General features: G+C 69.0%; 19 protein-coding genes. 3 read left to right on the top strand and 16 right to left on the bottom strand.

All coding sequences use genetic code 11. The features are described 5' to 3' along the window. Positions 1-76: 76 nt before the first annotated feature. Positions 77-1444: an MFS transporter gene (locus IMT31_RS10385; RefSeq protein WP_345362565.1), complete on the top strand. Its 1368-nt coding sequence runs from the start codon at positions 77-79 to the stop codon at positions 1442-1444. A 74-nt stretch (positions 1445-1518) separates the two neighbouring features. Here IMT31_RS10385 and IMT31_RS10380 read toward each other — a convergent pair whose 3' ends face one another. Next, on the bottom strand, positions 1519-2937 hold the full coding sequence (locus IMT31_RS10380; protein ID WP_345362568.1) for an NAD(P)/FAD-dependent oxidoreductase: 1419 nt from the start codon (positions 2935-2937) through the stop codon (positions 1519-1521). Positions 2938-3254: 317 nt separating this feature from the next. Beyond that, entirely contained in the window at positions 3255-4448 is a 1194-nt protein-coding gene (locus IMT31_RS10375; RefSeq protein ID WP_413544407.1) for a glycerophosphodiester phosphodiesterase family protein, read from the bottom strand. A 380-nt stretch (positions 4449-4828) separates the two neighbouring features. On the opposite strand from IMT31_RS10375, the gene IMT31_RS10370 reads away from it, so the two are divergent. After that, complete coding sequence (locus IMT31_RS10370) at positions 4829-5566, top strand: S-layer homology domain-containing protein (protein ID WP_345362574.1); 738 nt, start codon at positions 4829-4831, stop codon at positions 5564-5566. Between the two features lie 173 nt (positions 5567-5739). On the opposite strand, the gene IMT31_RS10365 is transcribed toward IMT31_RS10370, so the two are convergent. The 14 genes from IMT31_RS10365 to IMT31_RS10300 form a co-directional block, all read right to left on the bottom strand. Then, complete coding sequence (locus IMT31_RS10365; RefSeq protein WP_345362577.1) at positions 5740-6420, bottom strand: 3-oxoacid CoA-transferase subunit B; 681 nt, start codon at positions 6418-6420, stop codon at positions 5740-5742. A gap of 11 nt (positions 6421-6431) precedes the next feature. Beyond that, positions 6432-7193, bottom strand: coding sequence for a 3-oxoacid CoA-transferase subunit A (locus IMT31_RS10360; RefSeq protein ID WP_413542706.1), 762 nt, complete (start codon positions 7191-7193; stop codon positions 6432-6434). A gap of 100 nt (positions 7194-7293) precedes the next feature. After that, on the bottom strand, positions 7294-8502 hold the full coding sequence (locus IMT31_RS10355) for a thiolase family protein (protein WP_413542705.1): 1209 nt from the start codon (positions 8500-8502) through the stop codon (positions 7294-7296). Between the two features lie 80 nt (positions 8503-8582). Next, complete coding sequence (gene pcaC / locus IMT31_RS10350) at positions 8583-9029, bottom strand: 4-carboxymuconolactone decarboxylase (RefSeq protein ID WP_413542704.1); 447 nt, start codon at positions 9027-9029, stop codon at positions 8583-8585. Beyond that, on the bottom strand, positions 9026-9832 hold the full coding sequence (locus IMT31_RS10345) for an alpha/beta fold hydrolase (protein ID WP_413542703.1): 807 nt from the start codon (positions 9830-9832) through the stop codon (positions 9026-9028). Before IMT31_RS10345 ends, pcaC begins: the two co-directional genes overlap by 4 nt. Further along, positions 9829-11412 carry a lyase family protein gene (locus IMT31_RS10340; RefSeq protein ID WP_345362591.1) on the bottom strand — a complete coding sequence of 528 codons (1584 nt, stop codon included), beginning with the start codon at positions 11410-11412 and terminating at the stop codon, positions 9829-9831. Before IMT31_RS10340 ends, IMT31_RS10345 begins: the two co-directional genes overlap by 4 nt. A gap of 141 nt (positions 11413-11553) precedes the next feature. After that, positions 11554-12195: a protocatechuate 3,4-dioxygenase subunit alpha gene (gene pcaG / locus IMT31_RS10335; RefSeq protein ID WP_345362593.1), complete on the bottom strand. Its 642-nt coding sequence runs from the start codon at positions 12193-12195 to the stop codon at positions 11554-11556. Continuing rightward, on the bottom strand, positions 12185-12898 hold the full coding sequence (pcaH, locus tag IMT31_RS10330; RefSeq protein WP_413544406.1) for a protocatechuate 3,4-dioxygenase subunit beta: 714 nt from the start codon (positions 12896-12898) through the stop codon (positions 12185-12187). Before pcaH ends, pcaG begins: the two co-directional genes overlap by 11 nt. A gap of 179 nt (positions 12899-13077) precedes the next feature. Continuing rightward, positions 13078-14301 (bottom strand): 4-hydroxybenzoate 3-monooxygenase, encoded by a 1224-nt coding sequence (locus IMT31_RS10325; RefSeq protein WP_345362595.1) that lies wholly within the window; start codon positions 14299-14301, stop codon positions 13078-13080. Positions 14302-14450: 149 nt separating this feature from the next. Further along, positions 14451-15323 carry an IclR family transcriptional regulator gene (locus IMT31_RS10320; protein ID WP_345362597.1) on the bottom strand — a complete coding sequence of 291 codons (873 nt, stop codon included), beginning with the start codon at positions 15321-15323 and terminating at the stop codon, positions 14451-14453. A 164-nt stretch (positions 15324-15487) separates the two neighbouring features. After that, entirely contained in the window at positions 15488-16489 is a 1002-nt protein-coding gene (locus tag IMT31_RS10315) for an endonuclease domain-containing protein (RefSeq protein WP_345362600.1), read from the bottom strand. 185 nt (positions 16490-16674) lie between these two features. Beyond that, positions 16675-17469, bottom strand: a complete 795-nt coding sequence (locus tag IMT31_RS10310) for an ABC transporter ATP-binding protein (RefSeq protein WP_413544405.1) — start codon at positions 17467-17469, stop codon at positions 16675-16677. Between the two features lie 163 nt (positions 17470-17632). Next, positions 17633-18535 (bottom strand): ABC transporter permease, encoded by a 903-nt coding sequence (locus IMT31_RS10305; RefSeq protein ID WP_378109617.1) that lies wholly within the window; start codon positions 18533-18535, stop codon positions 17633-17635. Then, positions 18532-19284 carry an ABC transporter permease gene (locus IMT31_RS10300; protein WP_413544404.1) on the bottom strand — a complete coding sequence of 251 codons (753 nt, stop codon included), beginning with the start codon at positions 19282-19284 and terminating at the stop codon, positions 18532-18534. The genes IMT31_RS10305 and IMT31_RS10300 overlap by 4 nt, the downstream gene beginning before the upstream one ends. A 512-nt stretch (positions 19285-19796) precedes the next feature. Between IMT31_RS10300 and IMT31_RS10295 the strand changes: the two genes are divergently transcribed. Beyond that, positions 19797-20669, top strand: coding sequence for a LysR family transcriptional regulator (locus IMT31_RS10295; RefSeq protein ID WP_345362630.1), 873 nt, complete (start codon positions 19797-19799; stop codon positions 20667-20669). Positions 20670-20679: the final 10 nt, after the last annotated feature.

Here is a 20679-nt window from a genome sequence, read left to right as displayed (position 1 = left end):
GTTTCGTAGCGTGCTGTGGATCACAGCCAGGCGTCCCGCCCACCACGACCTTCCCCGTCCCTGACTGGAGGACACCATGTCCGTTGAGACCGCTTCGGCCCCCGTGCCGGACCTGGCGCACCTGGACCCCGCCACCAAGCGCCGCGAGTCCCGCCGGGTCATCCTCTCGAGCTATCTCGGCTCGACCATTGAGTTCTACGACTTCCTGCTCTACGCCTCGGCCTCCGCCCTCGTCTTCCCCATGGTCTTCTTCACCGGCCTGGACCCGCTGGCCGGTGCCATCGCCTCCTACGGCACCTTCGCCGCGGGTTACCTCGCGCGCCCTCTGGGCGGGGCCATCTTCGGACACTTCGGGGACCGGCTGGGGCGCAAGAGGATGCTCGTGCTGTCAATGCTCATCATGGGCGTGGCCTCCACCCTGATCGGCCTGGTCCCGGGCGCGGCCACCATCGGCAGCTGGGGCGCGGTCATCCTGGTCTTCCTCCGCGTGTGCCAGGGCATCGCGGTGGGCGGCGAGTGGGGCGGAGCCGCCCTGATGGCCCTCGAGCACTCGGAGTCCGGCAAGCGCGGCTTCGCCGCCTCCTTCACCAATGCCGGCGCCCCGACCGGCGCGGCCCTGGGCACGTTCATCCTGGGAACCTTCTCGGCCATGCTGCCGCAGGACGAGTTCCTGGCCTGGGGCTGGCGCGTCCCCTTCCTGTTGTCCTTCGCCCTGTTGATCGTCGGCATGGTGGTCCGCTCCAAGATCAGCGAGTCCCCGGTCTTCGCCGCCGCGGCAGCGCAGGCGGAGCAGGAGGGACGCGAACAGGGCCGGAAGCCCAAGGTGCCGATCCTCCAGGTGCTGCGCCGCCCCCGCGCCCTGCTGCTGACCATGTTCGCCGGCGCCAGCGGCTTCGGACTGCAGGTGCTGCTCTCCACCTTCGCCGTGCAGTACTCCACCGAGGCCGGCACGGAGCGCTCCTCGGTGCTCTACGCCTTCGCGTTGGCCTCGATCTTCTCGATCTTCTTCGTGGTCTGGTTCGGCCACCTCTCGGACCGCTTCGGCCGCCGGCCGGTCATGATCGCCGGACTCGTCCTGTTCGCCGGCTTCCTGTTCCCGCTGTTCACCATGCTCACGTCCACGAACTGGTTCGTGCTGCTGCTCGCCTTCACCATCGCCCTGGGCCTGCACGGCATGATCTACGGCCCGCTGGCAGCCTTCATCGGGGAGCAGTTCGGCACCGGCTCCCGCTACACCGGCGCCTCCCTCGGCTACCAGCTCGCCACGCTGCTCGGCGCCGGATTCACCCCGACCATCCTGGCCTCGCTCTACGCGGGTCCGGGCGGCGGCACCTCGATCGTGCCCGTGGCCGTGTTCCTCGGCGGGATGGCAGTGGTCTCCATCATCGCCCTGCTGCTGACCCGCGAGTCCAAGGATCACGACCTCGCCACCCACGAACACTGACCGCCACACAGCGGACGGCACGAAGGCCCCGGAACCACACGGTTCCGGGGCCTTCGCGGGTCTTCACGCCAATGTCAGCGCCCGGCGTCGGGCGTGTGGACCTCAGGCGCGTCCGCGCCGCGGACCACCTTCTCCACGTCCGTCTCCTCCGGGGTCGAGAGGTACCGTTCCAGGGAGTCGTCCAGCTCCTGCAGCCACGTGGTGTGATGTTCGGCGGCCAGGGTGCCGGTCATCACGGACGGGTAGGGCTTGTCCCGATAGGTCAGGATGTTCTTCTTCTTGTCCGCCTTCCAGGCCAGGAAGATCCGCACCACCTCGTCCAGATCGAACATCGGGTAGTCCGTGGCCTCGATGAGGTCCCTGATGTACTCGGCCTGGAAACGCACGGCGTCCGCATCTCCCCCGACCTCCTCGAAGCGCCGCTGCCAGGAGTTCAGGTGCTCGGTGCGCTGTTCGGCGGACGGCAGCTCGGCACGGCCCATGATGAGGTCGCGGACGTACCAGGCCTGCGCGTCGAACATGTTGAAGGTGAACCACTGGTCCTGGGCGCCGAGGTAATAGACCTTCGGGTTCTCCTGCCACACCACGCCCCGGTACAACCCGGCCGGGTAGATGTTGTTGCCGGACTGCAGGGCCAGGTCCGAGGACAGGAACGGGTACTTGTGCAGGTACCCCGTGCACAGGATCACGGCGTCGAACTCGCGGGTCTCACCGTTGGAGAAGTGTGCCGTCTCGCCCTCGAAGCGTTCGAGGAGGGGAAGCTCCTCCATGCCCTCGGGCCAGTCGTAGCCCATGGGGCCGGACCGGTAGGACATGGTCACCGAACGGGCGCCCATCTTGAACGCCTGGACGCCGATGTCCTCGGCTGAGTAGGACGCGCCGATCAGCAGCACGCGCTGGTCCGCCAGTCTCTCGGCACCGCGGAAGTCATGGGCATGGAGCAGGGTGCCGGGGAAGGTCTCGATGCCCTGGAAGTCGGGGACGTTCGGGAAGGAGAAGTGTCCGGTGGACACGATGACCCGGTCGAACTCGGAGGACGTGGTCTGGTGGGACACCAGGTCCTCCACGGTGACGGTGAACATGTCCCGGTCAGGGTGGTGTTCCACCCAACGGACCGCCGTCGAGAACCGGACCTTGTCCTTGACGTTGGTGGTCCGGACGCGGCCGTCGATGTAGTCCCACAGGACCTCGCGCGGCGGGTAGGAGGAGATCGGCCGGCCGAAGTGCTCGTCAAAGGTGTACTCGGCGAACTCCAGGGCCTCCTTGGGGCCGTTGGACCACAGGTTGCGGTACATGGAGGAGTGCACGGGCTCGCCGTACTGGTCGATGCCCGCGCGCCAGTCATAATTCCACTGGCCGCCCCAGTCGGACTGCTTCTCGTAGGCGATGACCTCCGGGATCTCCGCCCCGGCACGTTCTGCGGACTCGAAGGCCCTCAGTGCCGCGATGCCGCTCGGTCCAGCTCCAATGATCGCAATTCGCTGTCTAGCCACAGCTTCCCTTCCAGCCCTCTAAGGCCTTGCTCGTTCCAGGACGGGAACCGGCGGAAGCTCGTCTGTCTCGGGCGCCACATCGGCGCACCTCGGCCTCAACACCAGCCCTCACATCCACCCTGTGCGGCGGCTGCACTGGCGTTCCGCGCCGGCGTTCAGGGCCTGCCACCCAGGGTGCGGCGCCCAGGATGGGCACCGTCAACGTGCTTACTTTAGCAAACGGCTGCCCGGAGGCCGAGGTGGGGGGGGGCGCTGGTCCCCCAGACGCACGACGGCGGCCACGCACCCGGGGTGCGCGGCCGCCGTCGTGCTGGCGATCAGTTGGCGAAGGTGTCCTGCAGGGAACCGCGATCCGTCCACAGGGCCACGGAATCGCCGCCGTTGTTCAGGACGTTGGCGGTGCCGTCGTTGTAGTAGGCGTCCTCGGCGTCCGTTCCGGGACCGGTGTAGACGCGCAACTGGCCGCCGGCGGGGATCTCGTAGCCCTCGCCGATCCGCAGAACGTTGTTCGCGGCATCCCGCAGCAGCCACCCGGAGACGTCCACCGTGGCGTGACCGGTGTTCTCCAGAATCACGTGCTCACCGGTCTCCGGCTGCAGGTCCGCACCGGGGACGTCGTTCACCGAGTCTTCGATCCTCACACCGGTGTTCTGCGGGAAGACCTTCAGGCCGCGCTCATACCGGGAGAACTGGATCGGAAAGTCACCGGTCACCCGGTCCACGCCGAGGGCCACGGACTCGTCATAGGCCTCCGTGGAGTTCACCGTGTAGACCCCCAGCCCGAGCCCGGCGTCCTTGACGCGCTGGGCACCCGACTCGTCCAGGGTGCGGTAGTTGGTGCCGAAGGAGTCGGCGAAGGTCGCGTAGCGTTCCAGCGTGGCCGCGTCCGGCACCGTGCCGGTCAGCTGCTGCAGGGGAACCTCCGGGGCGATGGCCGCGAAGCGCTGGTTGGAGGCCTCGTCGAAGCTGAGCACCTCGATCTTGCCCGCCTCCAACAGGCGGTTCCAGTCCTTGTTCTCGCTGAGGCTCTCCGCCACGACCTGCTCGATACCCGGCGAGTTCACCGGGGACTTGATCTCGATGAACACGCCGGTGTTGCGCGTGGCGATCTGGGCGGCGGCGTCGAAGTGCGGGATCTTCTCGCCCGCGTACCGCTCCGAGAAGTAGGCACCGGTGTCCAGCTGCTGCAGTTCATCCCAGGTGAAGGACGTGATGGGATCGTCCTCGCGGCCCGGGAAGACCTCCTCGACGTTGGTGGTGCGTGCCGGAGTGTTGTCATGGAACAGGAACGGGACGCCGTCGGCGGAGAGCTGGACGTCGATCTCGAAGAAGTCGACTCCCGAGGCCCGGCCGTCCTTGAACGCGGCGACGGTGTTCTCCGGCGCGGTGCCGGCGGCGCCGCGGTGCCCGATCAGTACGGGGACCTCCTCCGGCGCCGGCGCTGCGGCGGCCGGACCGACGGCCAGCACAGCTGCCGAGAGCGCTGCTGCGGCGGTGCCGGCCGCAGCCATGCGGCGGAGGGATCGAGGGCGGTGGGTGGTGTTCTGGATCACGGTGAGGCCTTCCGGTTGGCGCCCGGGCCGGTGCCGCGGCAGACCACAGTGACCGGACCGGACTCGTCGTTCCCGCACCACGTTTCTCCGGGCAGTTGACCGTGGGCTTCACCGGAGGTGACGGCGGCGTGAAGTCTGGGCGACGCATCCGGACGCAGAGCGACCAGACCACGTCACTGTGGTGGGGTGCAGTCACTGTGCGCGTGGGGGCAAGGGGAGTGGTCCCCATGGACGGGCCGGAGCGGCACTCATAGTCTCGCCGTGCAGCATTCTTCGTCTCACCGGGGCCTCACTGGACCAGACCCTCGTGATCACTCCATCGCCTGAAAGGACTTGTCATGAACGACAACATCTCCCGCCGGACCGCCCTCGGCGGAACGCTGGCCGCCGCGCTGGCCGTCGGCACCGCCGTGGCCACCGCCGCGCCGGCAGCCGCCGCCACCTTCTCCGATGTACCGTCCTCGCACATCTTCTACCGCGAGATCATGGACCTGTCCCGTGCGGGGGTCATCGGTGGATGGCCCGATGGCACCTTCCGCCCGGACGAGCCCGTCCGGCGTGACGCCATGGCCGCCTTTCTCTACCGGTTGGTCGGCGAGCCGGCCGTGGACCTCAGTATGGGCGGACTGGCCGACGTCCCCCCGGGCATCGCACACCGCGAGGCCATGTACTGGGCCTGGCAGCAGGGCGTGATCTTCGGGAGGCCGGGTGCGGAAGGATGGCTGTTCGAACCCCGCGAGGTCATGACCCGAATCCAGGGTCTGCTTGCCGTCTACAACACGGAGGATCGCGTCCTGAAGGTCGAACGTGGACAGTACGGCATGGCAGCACCCGCATTTGATGACATGCCGTTGAGCGAGTATCCGGCGCACACGGGATACGCCGACGCGGCGACCTGGGGGCGAACCCGAAGCATCACGGAGGGATGGCAACAGGGCACCCGGCGGATCTTCCGTCCGGAGGAGCCTCTGCTCCGTGATGCCACGGCGGCCTTCGTCCACCGCCTGGGGGTCAAGTCCGTGGGATGGTCGGAGAGCTACAGGATCCCGCTCCCCAGGGGATTCGTTCGGCTCTGACGCGACAGCCGGCTCCGCACCAGTCATCGCCCCCCGGGAAGCCGGTGGCGTCTCAGAATGGACACGACGGCGGCCGGTCGCCTCCTGCGGGAGGCGACCGGCCGCCGTCGTACTGCGATCTTCGACGTTGAGGACAGAAGGCACCGGATGGCCCTGCCCTCAAGGCAGGAGGGTCAGGAGACCTTCTCGAAGGTGACCTCCGGATGAGCCTCCTGCAGCTCCTCGAAGGTGATGCCATGCAGCTCGCGGACCGTGACCACACCGGTCCCGTCCAGCAACAGCACCGCCTGGCCCGAGTAGATGCGGGAGACGCAGCCCACGCCGGTCAGCGGGAAGGTGCACTCGGGCAGCAGCTTGACATCCCCCTTCTTGGTGAAGAGGTCCATCATCACGTAGGTGTCCTTGGCACCGATGGCCAGGTCCATGGCGCCACCCACCGCCGGGATGGCTCCGGGCTTGCCGGTGGACCAGTTCGCCAGATCGCCGGTGGCGGAGACCTGATAGGCGCCCAGCACGCAGACGTCCAGGTGACCGCCGCGCATCATGGCGAACGAGTCGGCATGGTGGAAGTAGCTCGATCCCGGCAGCTCCGTGACGGGGATCTTGCCGGCGTTGATGAGGTCCTCATCCACCTGCTCGCCGGTGGCCTGGGGGCCGAAGCCGAGCATGCCGTTCTCGGTGTGCAGCGTGACCTTCTTCTCCGGGGAGAGGTAGTTGGACACGGTGGTCGGCTGGCCGATGCCCAGGTTCACGAAGGACCCCGGCTCGATGTCCGCCGCGATGACCTGGGCCAGTTCGTCCTGGGTCAGCGGGGTGTCGGTGCTGCGGAACGCCTGGTCGCTCTGGTTGCTCATGGTCTCGCTCCTCACTTCTCGGCGGCCAGCTCGGCCGCGGTCTTGGTGGCCAGGCAGGGCTTGGGCCGTCCAGCGGCGAGGGCCTCGCGCTCGGCACGCTCCTTGACCCCGGAGCCGGTGGGGATGCCGACGACGGTGTCCACGTAGATCCCCGGGGTGACGACGTGCTCCGGGTTCAGTGGCTCGTCCAGGACCTCGTCCACCTGGACGATGGTGTGCTTGGCGGCGGTGGCCATCACGGGCCCGAAGTTCCGGGCGGTCTTGCGGAACACCAGGTTGCCGTGGGGATCCGCGGCATAGGCCTTGATCAGGGCGAAGTCGCCACGGATCGGGGACTCGAGCACGTAGTGCTTGCCGTCGATCTCGCGGACCTCCTTGCCCTCGGCGAGCTCGGTGCCGTATCCGGTGGGGGTGAAGAAGCCGCCGATGCCGGCCCCGGCGGCACGCATGCGCTCGGCCAGGTTGCCCTGCGGGACGAGCTCCAGTTCGATCTCCCCGGCGCGGTAGGCCTCGTCGAAGTGCCAGGAGTCGGACTGCCGCGGGAACGAGCAGATGATCTTGGCCACCCGCCGCTCCTTGATCAGCAGGGCCAGCCCGGCGTCCGCCTGGCCCGCGTTGTTGTTCACCACGGTCAGGCCGGTGGCGCCGGAATCCATCAGGGCGTCGATCAGTTCCATCGGCTGGCCGGCGTTGCCGAATCCGCCGATCAGCACCGTGGCGCCGTCGGTGATCCGGGAGACGGCCTGGGCGGCCGAGTCCACGAACTCAAGCATCGTTCCTCCTTGGAAGGGGTTGTTCAGGGAGATGTACCGGACACAGAGTGACCGAACCACGTCACCACGGTGGAGGTCAGGTCACTTTGCGCGCGGGTGGTCAGCGGGCGTTGACGTTCTCGAGCACCACGGCGATGCCCTGGCCCACACCGATGCACAGGGCGGCGACGCCCCAGCGGTCGCCCGACTCCTCCAGGCGGCGGGCCAGGGTGCCGAGCACGCGGGCGCCGGAGGCCCCCAGCGGGTGCCCGATGGCGATGGCGCCGCCCCACGTGTTCACGATGGAGGTGTCCACGCCCCAGGCGTCGGTGCAGGCCAGCGACTGGGCGGCGAAGGCCTCGTTGAGCTCCACGGCGGAGATGTCATCCCATGTGATGCCGGCGCGGGCGATGGCCTGGTTGACGGCCTCGACCGGGGCATAGCCGAAGTACTGCGGCTCGTTGGCGGCCGTGGCGCGGCCGGCGATGCGGGCCAGCGGCTGCAGGCCCAGGATCTCCGAGGCCTTCTCGGAGCCGAGCCAGGCGGCGGAGGCTCCGTCGTTCATGGGCGAGGAGTTGCCGGCGGTGACCATGCCGTTCTCCTTGCGGAACACGGTGCGCAGCCCGCCCAGGGACTCGGCGGTGGAGTCCGGGCGGATGGTCTCGTCCCGGGCCAGGTCCACGTCCGGGACCTGCACCGTCAGGTTGTCATACTTGCCCTCGTCCCAGGCCCGGGCGGCGAGCTGGTGGGAGTTCGCGGCGAAGGCGTCCATGCGCTCCCGGGTGATGCCGTACTTCTCCCGCAACTGCTCGGTGGCCTCGCCGAGGGAGACGGTCCACTCCTTCGGCATGTTCTTGTTGATCAGCCGCCAGCCGAGCGTGGTGTTGGCCAGCTCGAGGTTGTGCATGGGGAAGGGACGCTCCGTCTTGGGCAGCACCCAGGGGGCACGGGACATGGACTCCACGCCGCCGATCAGCATGAGGTCCGCCTCGCCCACGTTGATCTGGCGGGAGGCGATGATCGCGGCGTCCAGCGAGGAGCCGCACAGGCGGTTCACGGTGGTGCCCGGGATGGAGGTCGGCAGTCCGGCCAACAGGGTGGCCATGCGAGCCACGTTGCGGTTCTCCTCGCCGGCGCCGTTGGCGTTGCCGAAGACCACCTCGTCCACCTTCTCCGTGCCGGCGGCCTCCAGGCCGGGGGCACGCTTGACGGACTCCCTCACCACGAGGGCGGCGAGATCATCCGGACGGGTCTTGGCGAGGGCGCCGCCGACCTTGCCGAAGGGCGTGCGGACGGCGTCATAGATGTAGGCGTCAGTCTGGGCTGTCATGGCTGAGGGATCCCTGTCTTTCATTCGAACGGAGGCTGCTGCGGCGCCTGCGGGGGCGCTCGGTGGGACGACTGGCGGGGCTAGAGGTCCTTGCCTGCGGCCAGGTCCTCGTCCACCTGGGCGAAGACCTCCTGGGCCATCCTGAAGGCGACGTTGGCGGCGGGCACGGAGGAGTAGATGGCGGTCTGGAGCAGGATCTCCTTGATCTCGTCCCGGCTCAGGCCGTTGCGCAGGGCCGCCCGGATGTGCATGGCGGCCTCCTCCCAGTATCCTCCGGAGACCATCGCGGAGATCGTGACGGCCGAGCGCATCCGGCGGTCCAGACCGGGACGGGTCCAGATGGTGCCCCAGGCGTACCGCGTGATGAGGTTCTGGAAGTCCTCGGTGGTCTCGTCCTTGTTCGACTCGGCCCGGTCCACGTGGGCGGAGCCCAGGACCTCGCGGCGCACGGCCATGCCGGCGTCATAGACCTCCTGGGAGGTCCGGTCCATCTGGTGGCCCACCGGCTGTTCGTTCTGACCGCTCATGCGCCGAACCCCTCCTTCAGGATCACGGCCGTCTGCCGCGGATCCTCGAGGGGAGCCTGATGCGCCACGTTCTCCAGCACGTGGGCGGAGCCGGTGGCGACTCCGGCCACGATCTCCTCGCCGGCGGCCGGCGGGCAGACGCCGTCCTCGGCGCCGTGGAGGGTGACGATCGGAACGGTGATCTCGTTCAGGCGCTCGCGGACGTCGAAGCCGGCGAGGGCCTCACACAGGCGGGCGTAGGAGAAGCGGTCGGCCTCCTGCAGGGTGTGCAGCAGACGGGTGGAGCGCTCCGGGTGCTTCTCGATGAATCCCTGGGCGAACCACTTCTCGGCGGAGCCGGCCACCATGGTGGGGGTCCCCGCCTGCTCCACGTAGGCCGCCCGCTCGTTCCACGCCGCGGGATCGCCGATCTTGGCGGCCGAGCAGACCACGGCGATGCCATCGAAGAGATCCCCGTGGTCCAGGCCGAGCTGCAGAGCCACCTCGCCGTTGACCGAGACGCCGGCGTAGTAGACCTTGGCGCCGGCCGGGATGGTGCCGGAGGCGTGCTGGGCCCGCACCAGATCGGCGACGGCATTGGCCAGGTCCGCAATGGACGTGGGCTCGTTGTGGGCCGGGGACTCGCCATGACCGGGCAGGTCCCAGCCGATGACGTGGAAGCGGTCGGCCAGCTCCGTGGCGGCCTCGGCCCACAGCGCGTGGACGCCGGTGCCCAGGCCTGCGCCGACGAACAGGATGTCCTTGTCCGGCGCCGCCTCGCCCTCGCCGGAGAGGCGGATCGCGGTGATCTCGGGTGTGCTCACGTGGTGCTCCATTCTGCGAAATTGCGGTACTCGGCCACCAGCCGGTCCACCAGGGTGGTGGCCTCGCCGGTGTAGTTGGCGGGATCCAGCAGTCCGTCCAGCTCCTCGTCCGTGACGGTCTCCGGCAGCTCCTCACGCAGCAGGGTCCGGAAACCCGCCCCTCCACCGCCCTCGGAGAGAGACTGGTCCACGATCTCCTGCAGCCGGGCCTTGCCGGAGCCCGGCTCCCCGCCCGCCTGTTCCTGGAGCACGGGGGCCAGCTCCGCCATCAGCCGCTCGGAGACCAGCAGGGGACCCACCAGGTCCAGGTTCGCCGCCATCCGCTCCGTGTTGACGCGCAGTCCGGCCACCAGCTCGGCGGTCCGGGCGGCCGCTCCCCCGGCGGTGCGCATCAGCTGTCGCAGGGCGGGCCACTCGGCGTGCCAGGCCCCGTCCGGGCGTTCCTCGTTGGCGGCACCGGCCGCCGTCAGCACCTGGGCGAGGGACCCGGGCGCGGAGAGGGCTCCGGCGTGGATCATCACGGAGAGCACTGGATTCTGCTTGTGCGGCATGGCCGAGGAGCCGCCCCGGCCGGCAGCCATCGGTTCGCCGAGCTCCCCGTTCTCGATCCGCGCGGAGATCAGGACGTCATTGGCGATCTTGCCGCAGGCGGCCACCACGTCCGCCAGGGCCGAGGCCACCCCGGTGACGGGCATGCGGTTGGTGTGCCACGGGCCGGCGGGAGCGGCCAGCCCGAGGTGCCCGGCCAGCTCCTCGACCAGCGTGAAGGCGTCCACCCCGGTCTCCAGGGTGCCGGCGCGCCGCTCCCGGTCAAGCCGGCCGGCCAACGCGGCCATGGTGCCCGCCGCCCCGCCCCACTGGACGGGAAGCTCGGAGGCGGCGGCCTCCAACCGGCGGCCGGCCTGGGCCAGTCCGGACAGCCATCCGGCCGCGCGAAGTCCGAAGGTGGAGGGCAGGGAGTGCTGAGCCAGGGACCGCGCCACCATGGGCGTGGCACGGTGCTCGGTGGCCAGATCCACCAGGGACCCGACGGCGGCCCGCAGGTCCTCCAGGATGGTCGCCGAGACCTGGGCGGCCATCAGCATCATGGCGGTGTCCATGATGTCCTGGCTCGTGGCCCCCACATGCAGGGCGGCTGAGGCGGTACCTCCGGTGCCACCGGTGCCGGGCCGGGCCGATGACGCGGACTCCGCCGACCGGGCCGCATCTGCGGCCCTCACGATCGCGGCCACGCGGGCCCGCATCGCCTTCAGGGCCGGGATGAGGGGGTTGCCGCCGTCCTGGCCGGCATGGGCCAGGGACACCAGGTCGTACTCGCCGGGGTCCGCCGCGGCGGCCGCGGCCTCGGCGTGCTCACGGGTGGTGATGCCGTGATCCGCCAGCACGGCGGTCCAGCGCGCCTCGACCATGAGCAGGTGGCGCAGGTACGCGCCGTCCGAGGACTGCAGCGCCACCCGGGTGCCGGCGGGCAGGGGATCCAGCAGGCCGACGTCGGACTCCCGGACCAGCGATGCCAACGCGGCCAGACCGGATGCCGAACCCGGGGACGGCGACTCTGACTCGGGCGTGGACGTGGGCATCGGGGGGCGCGCTCCTGCAGTTCGGAAGATGGAGATCGTTGGCATCAAGGCTATCTGCACCGGTGGTCCGGCGGCCCCGTGCGTCCGCAATCCGTCACGGAGCAGGGGCAGCCGGGCCACGGGTGCCGGATCAGCCGGGATTCAGTCGTGCTGCGGGTACTCGATGCCCGGGAACTCGAGGAACACGGTCTCGCCCTCGCCCTGCAGCCGGATGTCGAACCGCAGGGTGCCGTCCGCCTCCCTCTCGGCGATGAGGGTCTGACGGCGCTCCGCGTCCAGGGAGGACAGCAGGGCGTCCTGCTCCAGGGCGGCAGTGTCCTCCGGCAGGTACACCCGGGTGTGCAGCTTGTTCATCAGGCCACGGGCGAAGACCACCACGTGGATGAACGGCGCCTTGCCCTGCTCCGTGGGACCGGGGTTCACGGTGGAGAACGTGTAGGTGCCCACGTTGTCCGCGGTGGCACGGCCCCAGCCGGTGAAGGTCCAGCCGTCCCGGACCAGCGAGCCGGTCTCCTGGACGATCTGCCCGTTCTCGTCCGCCTGCCAGATCTCCACCATCGCGTCCGGGATGGGGGCCCCGGAACCGTCGTAGAGGGTGCCGGTGAGGCGCACGGCCTTCGGGCTGGCCGGATTCACCAGGTGCTCACCGTCCCGGAAGGGGATGTGCACGTTCTCGTACCCGGAGGCGTAGCCGAAGAACGGGCCGATGGTCTGGCCCGGGGTCGCCACGAGCTTCTCGCCGCCCGTCCGTGCCGATTCAAGTTGGGTCTTCTCAATGCGCATCGGTATCGGCCTCCATCAGGGTGCGGTTGCTGCCGGTCAGGACGATGTCCCAGTAATAGCCCGTGTTCCACTCGTGCTCGGACACGCTGTGGTCATAGGTCGCCACCAGGCGGTCTCGTGCCTTCTGGTCCGTGATCGACTGGTAGATCGGGTCCAGGCTGAACAGCGGGTCGCCCGGGAAGTACATCTGGGTGATCATCCGCTGGGTGAAGTCCGTGCCGAACAGGGAGAAGTGGATGTGGGCCGGACGCCAGGCGTTGTGGTGGTTCTTCCACGGGTACGGCGCCGGCTTGATGGTGGTGAACTCGTAGAAGCCCTGGTCATCGGTGATCGTGCGGCCCACCCCGGTGAAGTTCGGGTCCAGTGGAGCCGGATGCTGGTCCCGCTTGTGCACGTAGCGGCCGGCGGCGTTGGCCTGCCAGATCTCCACGAGCTGGTTGCGGACCGCGCGCCCCTCGCCGTCCAGCACGCGGCCGCGCACCTTCATGCGTTCACCGATCGGCTCCCCGTTGCCCTGAACGGTCAGATCGGCCTCCAGGGTGTGCACGTCACGATGGCCGAAGGCCGGGGACCACAGCTCGATGGTCTCCGGGTCCGCGTGGTGCATGTCCTTGGTGGGGTGGCGCAGTGCGGAGCTGCGGTACGGCGGGAAGTTCACGCGCGGCTGGGTCTCCCCGGAGGCCGCATCATGGATGGCCTTCATCTCCGCGCTGATGGTCTCCTGGGAGTCCTGCGTCGCGGCGGGGTCGAGCACGTGGCTGTTGCCGAACGTCTCCTCGTCCTCGACGACGGGACCGGTGTTCTCGTTGCTCACTGGCTGCTCCTTTCTAGGGTGTTGCAGTGGGGGTTTCGGTGGGACAGCGGTGTTGCGGTGGAACCGGTTCAGGCGTGTGGCCAGCCGGTGTACGACTCGGCCAGATACTGCTGGCCGAAGCGCGAGGAGGTGACGGTCTCGAGCTCGCCGAGGGCACGCCTGGTCTCGAACGGGTCGGCGTCCGCACGGGTGTGCAGCATGGAGGTCATCCAGTAGGAGAAGTTCTGTGCCTTCCAGACGCGCTTCAGGGCGGTCTCGGCATACCCGTCCAGCAGCCCGCGGTCGCCGGTGGAGTAGAACGAGTCCAAGGCCTCGAAGAGCACCTTGACGTCGGCGAGGGCCAGGTTCAGACCCTTGGCCCCGGTCGGCGGGACGGTGTGCGCGGCGTCGCCGGCCAGGAACATGTTGCCGTGGCTCATGGGCTCGCGGACGAAGGAGCGGAAGCCCAGCACGGTCTTGTCGAAGATCGGGCCGGTCTTGAGCTGGAGCCCGTCCGGGCCGTCCACGCGCTTCTGCAGCTCGGACCAGATGCGGTCATCCGACCAGTCCTCGGTCTTCTCGCCCGGGGCGCACTGGAAGTACATGCGTTGGACGGTCTCGGAGCGCTGGGAGATCAGGGCGAAGCCGTGCGGGGAGTTCGCGTAGATCAGTTCCGGGGAGGACTTGGGCGCCTCCGTGAGGATGCCGAACCAGGCGAAGGGGTACTCGATCTTGAAGTCCTGGTGCCCCTCCTGCTGGCCGACGGCGCGGCGGCAGAAGGAGCGGGAGCCGTCGGCGCCCACGAGGTAGTCGCAGTGGATCTCGTAGACGGCGTCCGGGTCAGCGCCGGCCGAGACGTCCCGGTAGCGGATCTTCGGGGTGTCCGTCTTCAGGTCGAGGACCTCGATGACCTCGGACTCGTAGCGGACGTCCCCACCGTCCCGGGCACGCGCCGCCGCGAGGTCGATGAACACCTCATTCTGGGCATAGAGGGTCACCGTGGCGTCCACGAGATCGGGGAAGTTCAGCGGATGCGATTCGCCGTTGAAGCGCAGGTCGATGCCCTCGTGCTCGTCGCCGTCCGTGAGGACTCGTCCGTCCACGCCGGACTCGGTCAGCATCGTCACAGCCTGCTGTTCGAGGATTCCGGCCCGGTGGGTGTTCTTGATGGTGTCATGGTCACGCAGTTCCACCACCACGTTGTCGATGCCCTGCCGGGCCAGCAGGTGGGAGAGCATGAGCCCGGCCGGGCCCCCTCCGACGATGCCGACCTTCGTGCGGGTGACCAGCGGCGTGTCTGCGCGATCTGCCATTCCATCTCCTTTGCGGGGGTGCCGATGACGGCTGCCGGAGGCCACGGGAGGGCCGGGCCCTCAGCATCCGGATGCCACCAGTGTGACGCGGCGAACAGCATCTTGGCGGGTCGATTCTCACTCGGTGAGAACATGGGGCGCGACGTGCGTCACGTCCGGTCGTCGGGGATCTCCACCGGCGCGTGCTCGGGGAACACCGCGTCCGAGGGTGGCATGGTGCCACCCGGGCCCAGGGCACGGCTGATGCCACGCGCGGCGGCCAGCAGCATCGGTGCCAGCCCGGGGCGGAACTCGGAGGACACGGGAACCACCACACCGAGGGCCGCGATGGCCTGCCCCTCCGGGGAGAGCACCGGCACGGCCACCCCCGTGGCCTCCGAGTCGATCTGCCCGTCCACGGCGGCATACCCCTGCTGCCGGACCTCCGCCAGACGGCTGCGCAACTCCGACTCCGTCGGGTTGACCACGTTGCGGGCCGTGCCGCCCTGGTGCCAGATCTCCCGTAGGGGCGCGCCGAGGGCCGAGGCGTGCTCGGTCATGAAGGACTCCGCGACATGCCGCCGCGAGAAGGCGAGCAGCACCAGGCCGAGGGAGGTGGTGAACGTCGGCATGCGTCCGGCGATGGTCGCCTGATTGGGCACCGCCCCGCGGGCAGAGAGCCTCTCGAGGACAAGTACGCCGCTGGCGTCCAGCACGGCGATCTGGGTGTGCTGGCGCAGCACGGCCTGGACGTCGTCCATGTAGGGCATGGCCGCCTTGCGCAGGGAGGTGCCCGGAGCAGACCGTGAGGCCAGTTCCCACAGCCTCATCCCGGGCCCGACGGCGCCGCCCTCCGCCCGCTCCAGCAGCCCGGCCCCGGTGAGCCGCTCGACCCACCGGTAGGCGGTCGGCAGGGGGATCGCCGCGCGGCGGGAGAGTGCTGAGACGGTCAGGGTGGGGCGGTCCGCGTCGAAGGCCCCCAGGATCCGGATCAGCCGGTCCAGGGTCGTGTCCGTGGACTTCCCCGCCGCGCTGTCAGTCATGGTCCCGAGCCTAGCGAACCTCCCCCTACGTTTTGAGGGCAATCCCACGGGGTCGGGGGCCGGCCACGCGGGCCGAGAGAGGATGGCCAGCAGGGCCAGGCCGGGCGGACATCTGGACCGATCAGGCGGCCAGACGGACCAGGCCGGGCGGACATCTGAACCGATCAGGCGGCCAGACGGACCAGATGGACCTTGATCTGCCAGATGACATCCCGCAGGTCGTCCTGGAGATCCTCGGCGGTGATCCGGATGACGACCCAGCCGTGACGGGCGAACCAGGCATCCCGGCGGGCGTCGATGGCCCGCTGCTCAGGGTGAAGATGGTGCTTGCCGTCGTACTGCAGGGCGATCCTGACCTCACGGTAGCCCAGGTCCGCCGGATAGGGGTCTGAGGCCAGTTCGGTGGCGTGCACCTGCAGGTCCGGTTCGGGCAGACCGGCATCCACCAGGCGTAACCTCACGATGGTCTCAGTCGGCGAGTCCGCACCCACCCGGACGTGGGGCAGTGCGGCTCGTGCCAACCGGATCCCCTTGAACCGTGGGGACTGGTACAGCGCATCCCGCAGCCGGGCCGGCGTGCTGATCGGCTTTCGGCGGCCTCCGTCCCCCCACGGATGCTTGACCAGGTGGTCACCGGCCACGACCAGATGCTCTTCCTGCCCCACCCGGAACAGGGCCGCCAGGTCCAGCCAGGTCCGTTCCGGCGAGGTGCAGGTCAGGCCGTGTCGGACGACGACGTCACCTGCGGTCAACCGGCGCCGGTGCCCCGCGACTCCCTCGCGACGGCTGCGCAGGTGCATCCCTGGACCGGTGACCTGCACTTTCCACCGGTCGTCGTCCTCATCGTGTCCGCCCTCAGGTCCCCCTGCCAGCCAGGGCGGCAGGGGGATCCCGTACAGGTGCGCCGCCGACTGGTGGGACAGGATCCCCTCGGTGGACTCCAGCAGTGCCCGCAGGAAACCGGGGCCCTGGCCGTGCGGTGGTTCGTCCAGTCCCACGTCAGCCCACGTGAGCGCCGGAGCCGCGCGGTCCCGGTAGAGGCCGTAGCCGAGATGTTCGACGTCTGCGCACTGGAGTCGACTCTGGGGCAGTCGGTCTGCCATCGCCCGGGACCGGCTGAAGGGGGCATGCCGGAAGAATTCGGGGAGCGGCCGTCGTCGTGACATGCTGCCAGCGTGACGGGAGGTGCGCGCACGCCGCGCCCACCGCTACCCCACCTGTGGATGACACGCCCGGCCGCCCCGTCTTCCCGCCCCTGGAGAGCAGTGTGAGGGCGACCCAGGCCGTGGGATCGCCCTCACAGTGAAATCGCCCTCACGGTGAGATTGCCCTCAAAGGAGGGGTGGCTGCGCTACTGGGCGATGGAGTCCTCGGGGCGGAAGCCCTTCTTGGCGAGCTGGATCTGCTCGTAGACGTGGTGACGCAGCTCGGCGAAGCGCTTGGAGGAGCGCGTCTCGAGCTGGTCGCGCTCGGCCGGCAGGTCGATCAGCAGGTCCTCCTGGATCACGGTGGGCGAGGAGGACAGGATGATCACGCGTTCACCCAGGTAGACCGACTCATCGATGTCATGGGTGACGAACAGGATGGAGACGCCGAGCTTCTTCCAGACACTGCGGACCAGGTCCTCGAGGTCGGCGCGGGTCTGGGCGTCCACGGCGGCGAAGGGCTCGTCCATCAGCAGCACCTGCGGCTGGTAGGCCACGGCGCGGGCGATCGCCACGCGCTGCTGCATGCCGCCGGAGAGCTGCCAGGGGTAGGACTTGGGCACGTGGGCCAGGCCCACGGCCTCCAGTGCGTTGTCCACGAGTTCGTCCCGCTGGGCCTTGTCCATGCCGGCGTTCTTCAACGGCAGCTCCACGTTGTCCCGCACACGCATCCAGGGGAACAGGGACCGGCCGTACTCCTGGAAGACCACGGCCATGGACTTCGGCGGCCCGGTGACCTTCTTGCCATGCAGGGTGACCTGCCCGGCACTGGGCTCCAGCAGGCCCGCGATGCACTTGAGCAGGGTGGTCTTGCCCGAGCCGGAGGGGCCCACCAGGCAGGCCAGCTGGCCCTGGGGCAGGTCGAAGGTGAGGTTGCGGACGGCCTCGATGTCACCACCGTCCGTGTGATAGACCTTCTTCATGTTGCGAACGGCCAGCATGGCCTCGCCGTCTGGAAGGGTCTTGCCCACGGTGATGCGCCCGTCCGGGGTGTCGGCCACCCCGCCCTGGGAGGTCACGGCGCCTGGGGTGGAGGTCTGCTCAGAAGTCATGGTGGCTTCCTTCTCGATGGGGGTCTCGTGGGGGCTCTGGTGGGGCGCGGGCTCAGGCTGCATTCTCGATCTCCCTCAGGCCGTGGTACCAGCGCAGCACGTTGCGCTCGATCAGCTGGAAGATGAAGGACATGATCACGCCGATGATGCCCAGCAGCACGATGCCGGACCACATCTCCGGGATCGCGAAGGAGCGCTGGAACTGCACGATCGTGAAGCCCAGGCCCGAGGAGGCGGCGAACATCTCGGAGATCACCATCAGGATCAGCGCGATCGAGAGGGACTGGCGGATGCCGGCCATGATCTGCGGCATGGCGGAGGGCAGGATCAGGTAACGGACCCGGTTCAGGCCCTTGATCCCGTACGTGTGGGTGGTGTCTGCCAGGACCTCGTCCATGGACCGCACGCCCTCAATGGTGTTCAACAGGATCGGCCACACCGCACCGGAGATGATCACCGCGATCTTCATGTCGTCGCCGATGCCGATCAGCAGCATCAGCACCGGGATCAACACGGTCGGCGGGATCGCCCGGAAGAACTCCAGGGTCGGCTCCGTCAGGGCCCGCAGCCAGCGCACCGAGCCGATCAGCAGGCCGCCGATGATCCCGATCAGGATGGAACCGGCGATCCCGATCAGCAGGCGGGTCAGCGAGGGGATGACGTCCGTGGTGATCCTGTTTCCGGTCCAGGTGTCGAAGAAGGTCTCGAACAACAGGGCGGGCGTGGGCACGAAGAAGTTCTTCTCCCCGAAGGCCGTGGAGAAATACCAGATCAGCACCAGGATCACGGGCAGTGCGGCGATGAAGAACAGGCTCCTGGCCACGCCGACGGCGCGCTTGGACCCGGCGGACCTCCTCTTCACCGGGGACGACGCCGGCCCGGGCGCGGATCCGGCCGGCCCGACTGCCGCTCCGGGCACGTTGGCGGGCGAGGCGAGGGGGGCTTCGGCGCTCATGAGGCGACCTCCGTTCGGACCGAGGAGTGCCAGGACAGCACCCGGCGCTCGATCATGCGCATGACCAGGTTGATGATGACGCCGAGCAGGCCGGTCGCCAGGATGAGGGCGTACATCGCCACGTAGGAACCACCGGACTGGGCCTTGGCGATCTCAGCACCCAGACCCGGGTTGCCGATGATCAGCTGGGCCGTGATGGCCAGGATCAACGCCACCGCCGAGGCCAGACGCACCCCGGTCATCAGGTACGGCAACGCCGTGGGGAAGATGACGTACCGCAGCCGTGCCATCGGGCCCAGCCCATAGGACCGGGCGGTGTTCATGGCCACGTTGTCCACGTCCGCCACCCCGTACAGGACCTGGATCAGCACCTGCCAGAAGGAGGCGTAGACGATCAGCAGCAGCGCCGACTCGATCTGCACGCCGAACAGCAGCACGGCCAACGGGATCAGTGCCACCGAGGGCACCGGGCGCATGAACTCGATCGTCGAGTTCGTGAACCGGCGCAGGAACGTGGAGGAGCCGATGATGAAACCCAGCACGGACGCCGCGATGCAGGCGATCAGCATGCCCAGCAGCCACTGCCACATGGTGTCACCCACGGCCTGCCAGAACGCCGTCAGCCCCAGGTTGCGGAACAGGTCTGCGATGGCAGCCGAGGCCGGCGGCAGGAACGTCGGATTGACGATCCCCGTGCGCGGCAACAGCTCCCAGATCACCAGGAAGCCCAGCAGGCCTACCAGGCCCAGGGACTTGGTGCCCCAGTTCCGGCGCGGCTTGCGCGTGGCCCGGGACGGACCGGACGACGTCGGCCGACCGGTCACGCCGGACTGCGCCACTGACGTGCGCGGAGCGGCCGGATCCGGCCGCGTGGGGATATCGAGGCCGGCCACGGTGGCCGCATCGGTGTGCCGCCGGACGTCTCCGCGGCGGCGGTCGGAACCGCTGGAGGACTCGAGACGGTGCAACCGCTCAATCTCCGATTCACGGTGGGTGTCTCCGGACCCGCCCGGGCCATGATGGCCCGGCGCGCCGGTGGACGGTACAGGTTCAGTCATCGATCGTGGTGCTCCGCTCGCGACAGGGGGTGGTCGTGTGGGGGACGGCTATGCTGACATTTTCGTCAACAATATTGTGACCCGCTCCACAGGCTGTGGCCAGCCTAGACAGCTATTCCCCTTAGTTCAATACGTCAACGATTATGACCCTCAACAGATCGATGGGTCTCATGCATGCCGTCGATGGCTGAGAAGGAGGCGCCTTGCTGGACCTGAACCTCATCCGGGTGTTCGTGGCCGTCATGGAGGAGGGCACGCTCACGGCAGCGGCCGAACGACTCAACCTCACCCAGCCGTCCATCACCCACGCGGTCAACCGCCTGCGCCGGACCACGGGGGACGAGCTCTTCGCCCGTTCAGGCCGTGGCGTCCGCCCCACCCGCGCGGCGGAGCAGCTCTACGCGGAGGTGGCCACGCTGCCGGCGGCCGCCGACGCCGCCGTGGCCAGCCTGGCCGACTTCACCCCGGCCCAGGCCACCACCACCTTCCGGATCGCCCTGACGGACCTCGGCCAGCTGGTCTTCCTGCCGCGCCTCGTCCCCGCCCTGACAGCAGCCGCACCCAGATGCAGTCTGGACGTGGTGCTCCTGGACACCGGCAGTGCGGCCGAAGACCTGAGGACCGGCGCCCTGGACCTGGCCATCGCCTCCACCCCGCCACCCGGCGAGGTCCGAGCCCTGCCCCTGCGGTGGGACCGCTACATCTGCGTGGCCCGCGCCGGCCGGTTGGGCCCCCACCCGCCGACCGTCGAGGAGCTCTCCGACGCCGCTCGAGTGGTGATCCGGGGGTCCACGGGGCACACCCTCGTCGAATCCCGGATGCCCCAACCCGCCGCAGGGTCCGTGGCGGTCTCCACGTTCTCCGCCATCCCGTCCCTCGTGGCGGGCACGGACCTGCTGGCCTTCGTCCCGCAGATCCTGATGCCCGAGTGGACCGGGGCCTGGGACATCCAGGAGTGGCCCCTGCCCTTCGAGGACACGGACGTCACCGTGCACGCCTATGCCGCTCCGCGCGCACCCACCTCCGCCACGGCCTGGTTCGTCCCGTGGGTGGTGGGCCTCCTGCGCGACCTCTAGACCCCGTCTA

The organism is Citricoccus nitrophenolicus (assembly GCF_047305825.1).
GTDB lineage: Bacteria > Actinomycetota > Actinomycetes > Actinomycetales > Micrococcaceae > Citricoccus > Citricoccus nitrophenolicus.
This window is presented reverse-complemented; position numbering and strand designations above follow the sequence as displayed.

Coding starts and splice junctions, on each gene's coding strand:
- IMT31_RS10385 (WP_345362565.1), top strand. CDS start 77: ATGTCCGTTGAGACCGCTTCGGCCCCCGTGCCGGACCTGGCGCACCTG.
- IMT31_RS10375 (WP_413544407.1), bottom strand. CDS start 4,448: ATGGCTGCGGCCGGCACCGCCGCAGCAGCGCTCTCGGCAGCTGTGCTG.
- IMT31_RS10370 (WP_345362574.1), top strand. CDS start 4,829: ATGAACGACAACATCTCCCGCCGGACCGCCCTCGGCGGAACGCTGGCC.
- IMT31_RS10365 (WP_345362577.1), bottom strand. CDS start 6,420: ATGAGCAACCAGAGCGACCAGGCGTTCCGCAGCACCGACACCCCGCTG.
- IMT31_RS10360 (WP_413542706.1), bottom strand. CDS start 7,193: ATGCTTGAGTTCGTGGACTCGGCCGCCCAGGCCGTCTCCCGGATCACC.
- IMT31_RS10355 (WP_413542705.1), bottom strand. CDS start 8,502: ATGACAGCCCAGACTGACGCCTACATCTATGACGCCGTCCGCACGCCC.
- pcaC (WP_413542704.1), bottom strand. CDS start 9,029: ATGAGCGGTCAGAACGAACAGCCGGTGGGCCACCAGATGGACCGGACC.
- IMT31_RS10340 (WP_345362591.1), bottom strand. CDS start 11,412: ATGCCCACGTCCACGCCCGAGTCAGAGTCGCCGTCCCCGGGTTCGGCA.
- pcaG (WP_345362593.1), bottom strand. CDS start 12,195: ATGCGCATTGAGAAGACCCAACTTGAATCGGCACGGACGGGCGGCGAG.
- pcaH (WP_413544406.1), bottom strand. CDS start 12,898: ATGAAGGCCATCCATGATGCGGCCTCCGGGGAGACCCAGCCGCGCGTG.
- IMT31_RS10325 (WP_345362595.1), bottom strand. CDS start 14,301: ATGGCAGATCGCGCAGACACGCCGCTGGTCACCCGCACGAAGGTCGGC.
- IMT31_RS10320 (WP_345362597.1), bottom strand. CDS start 15,323: ATGACTGACAGCGCGGCGGGGAAGTCCACGGACACGACCCTGGACCGG.
- IMT31_RS10315 (WP_345362600.1), bottom strand. CDS start 16,489: ATGTCACGACGACGGCCGCTCCCCGAATTCTTCCGGCATGCCCCCTTC.
- IMT31_RS10310 (WP_413544405.1), bottom strand. CDS start 17,469: ATGCTGGCCGTTCGCAACATGAAGAAGGTCTATCACACGGACGGTGGT.
- IMT31_RS10305 (WP_378109617.1), bottom strand. CDS start 18,535: ATGAGCGCCGAAGCCCCCCTCGCCTCGCCCGCCAACGTGCCCGGAGCG.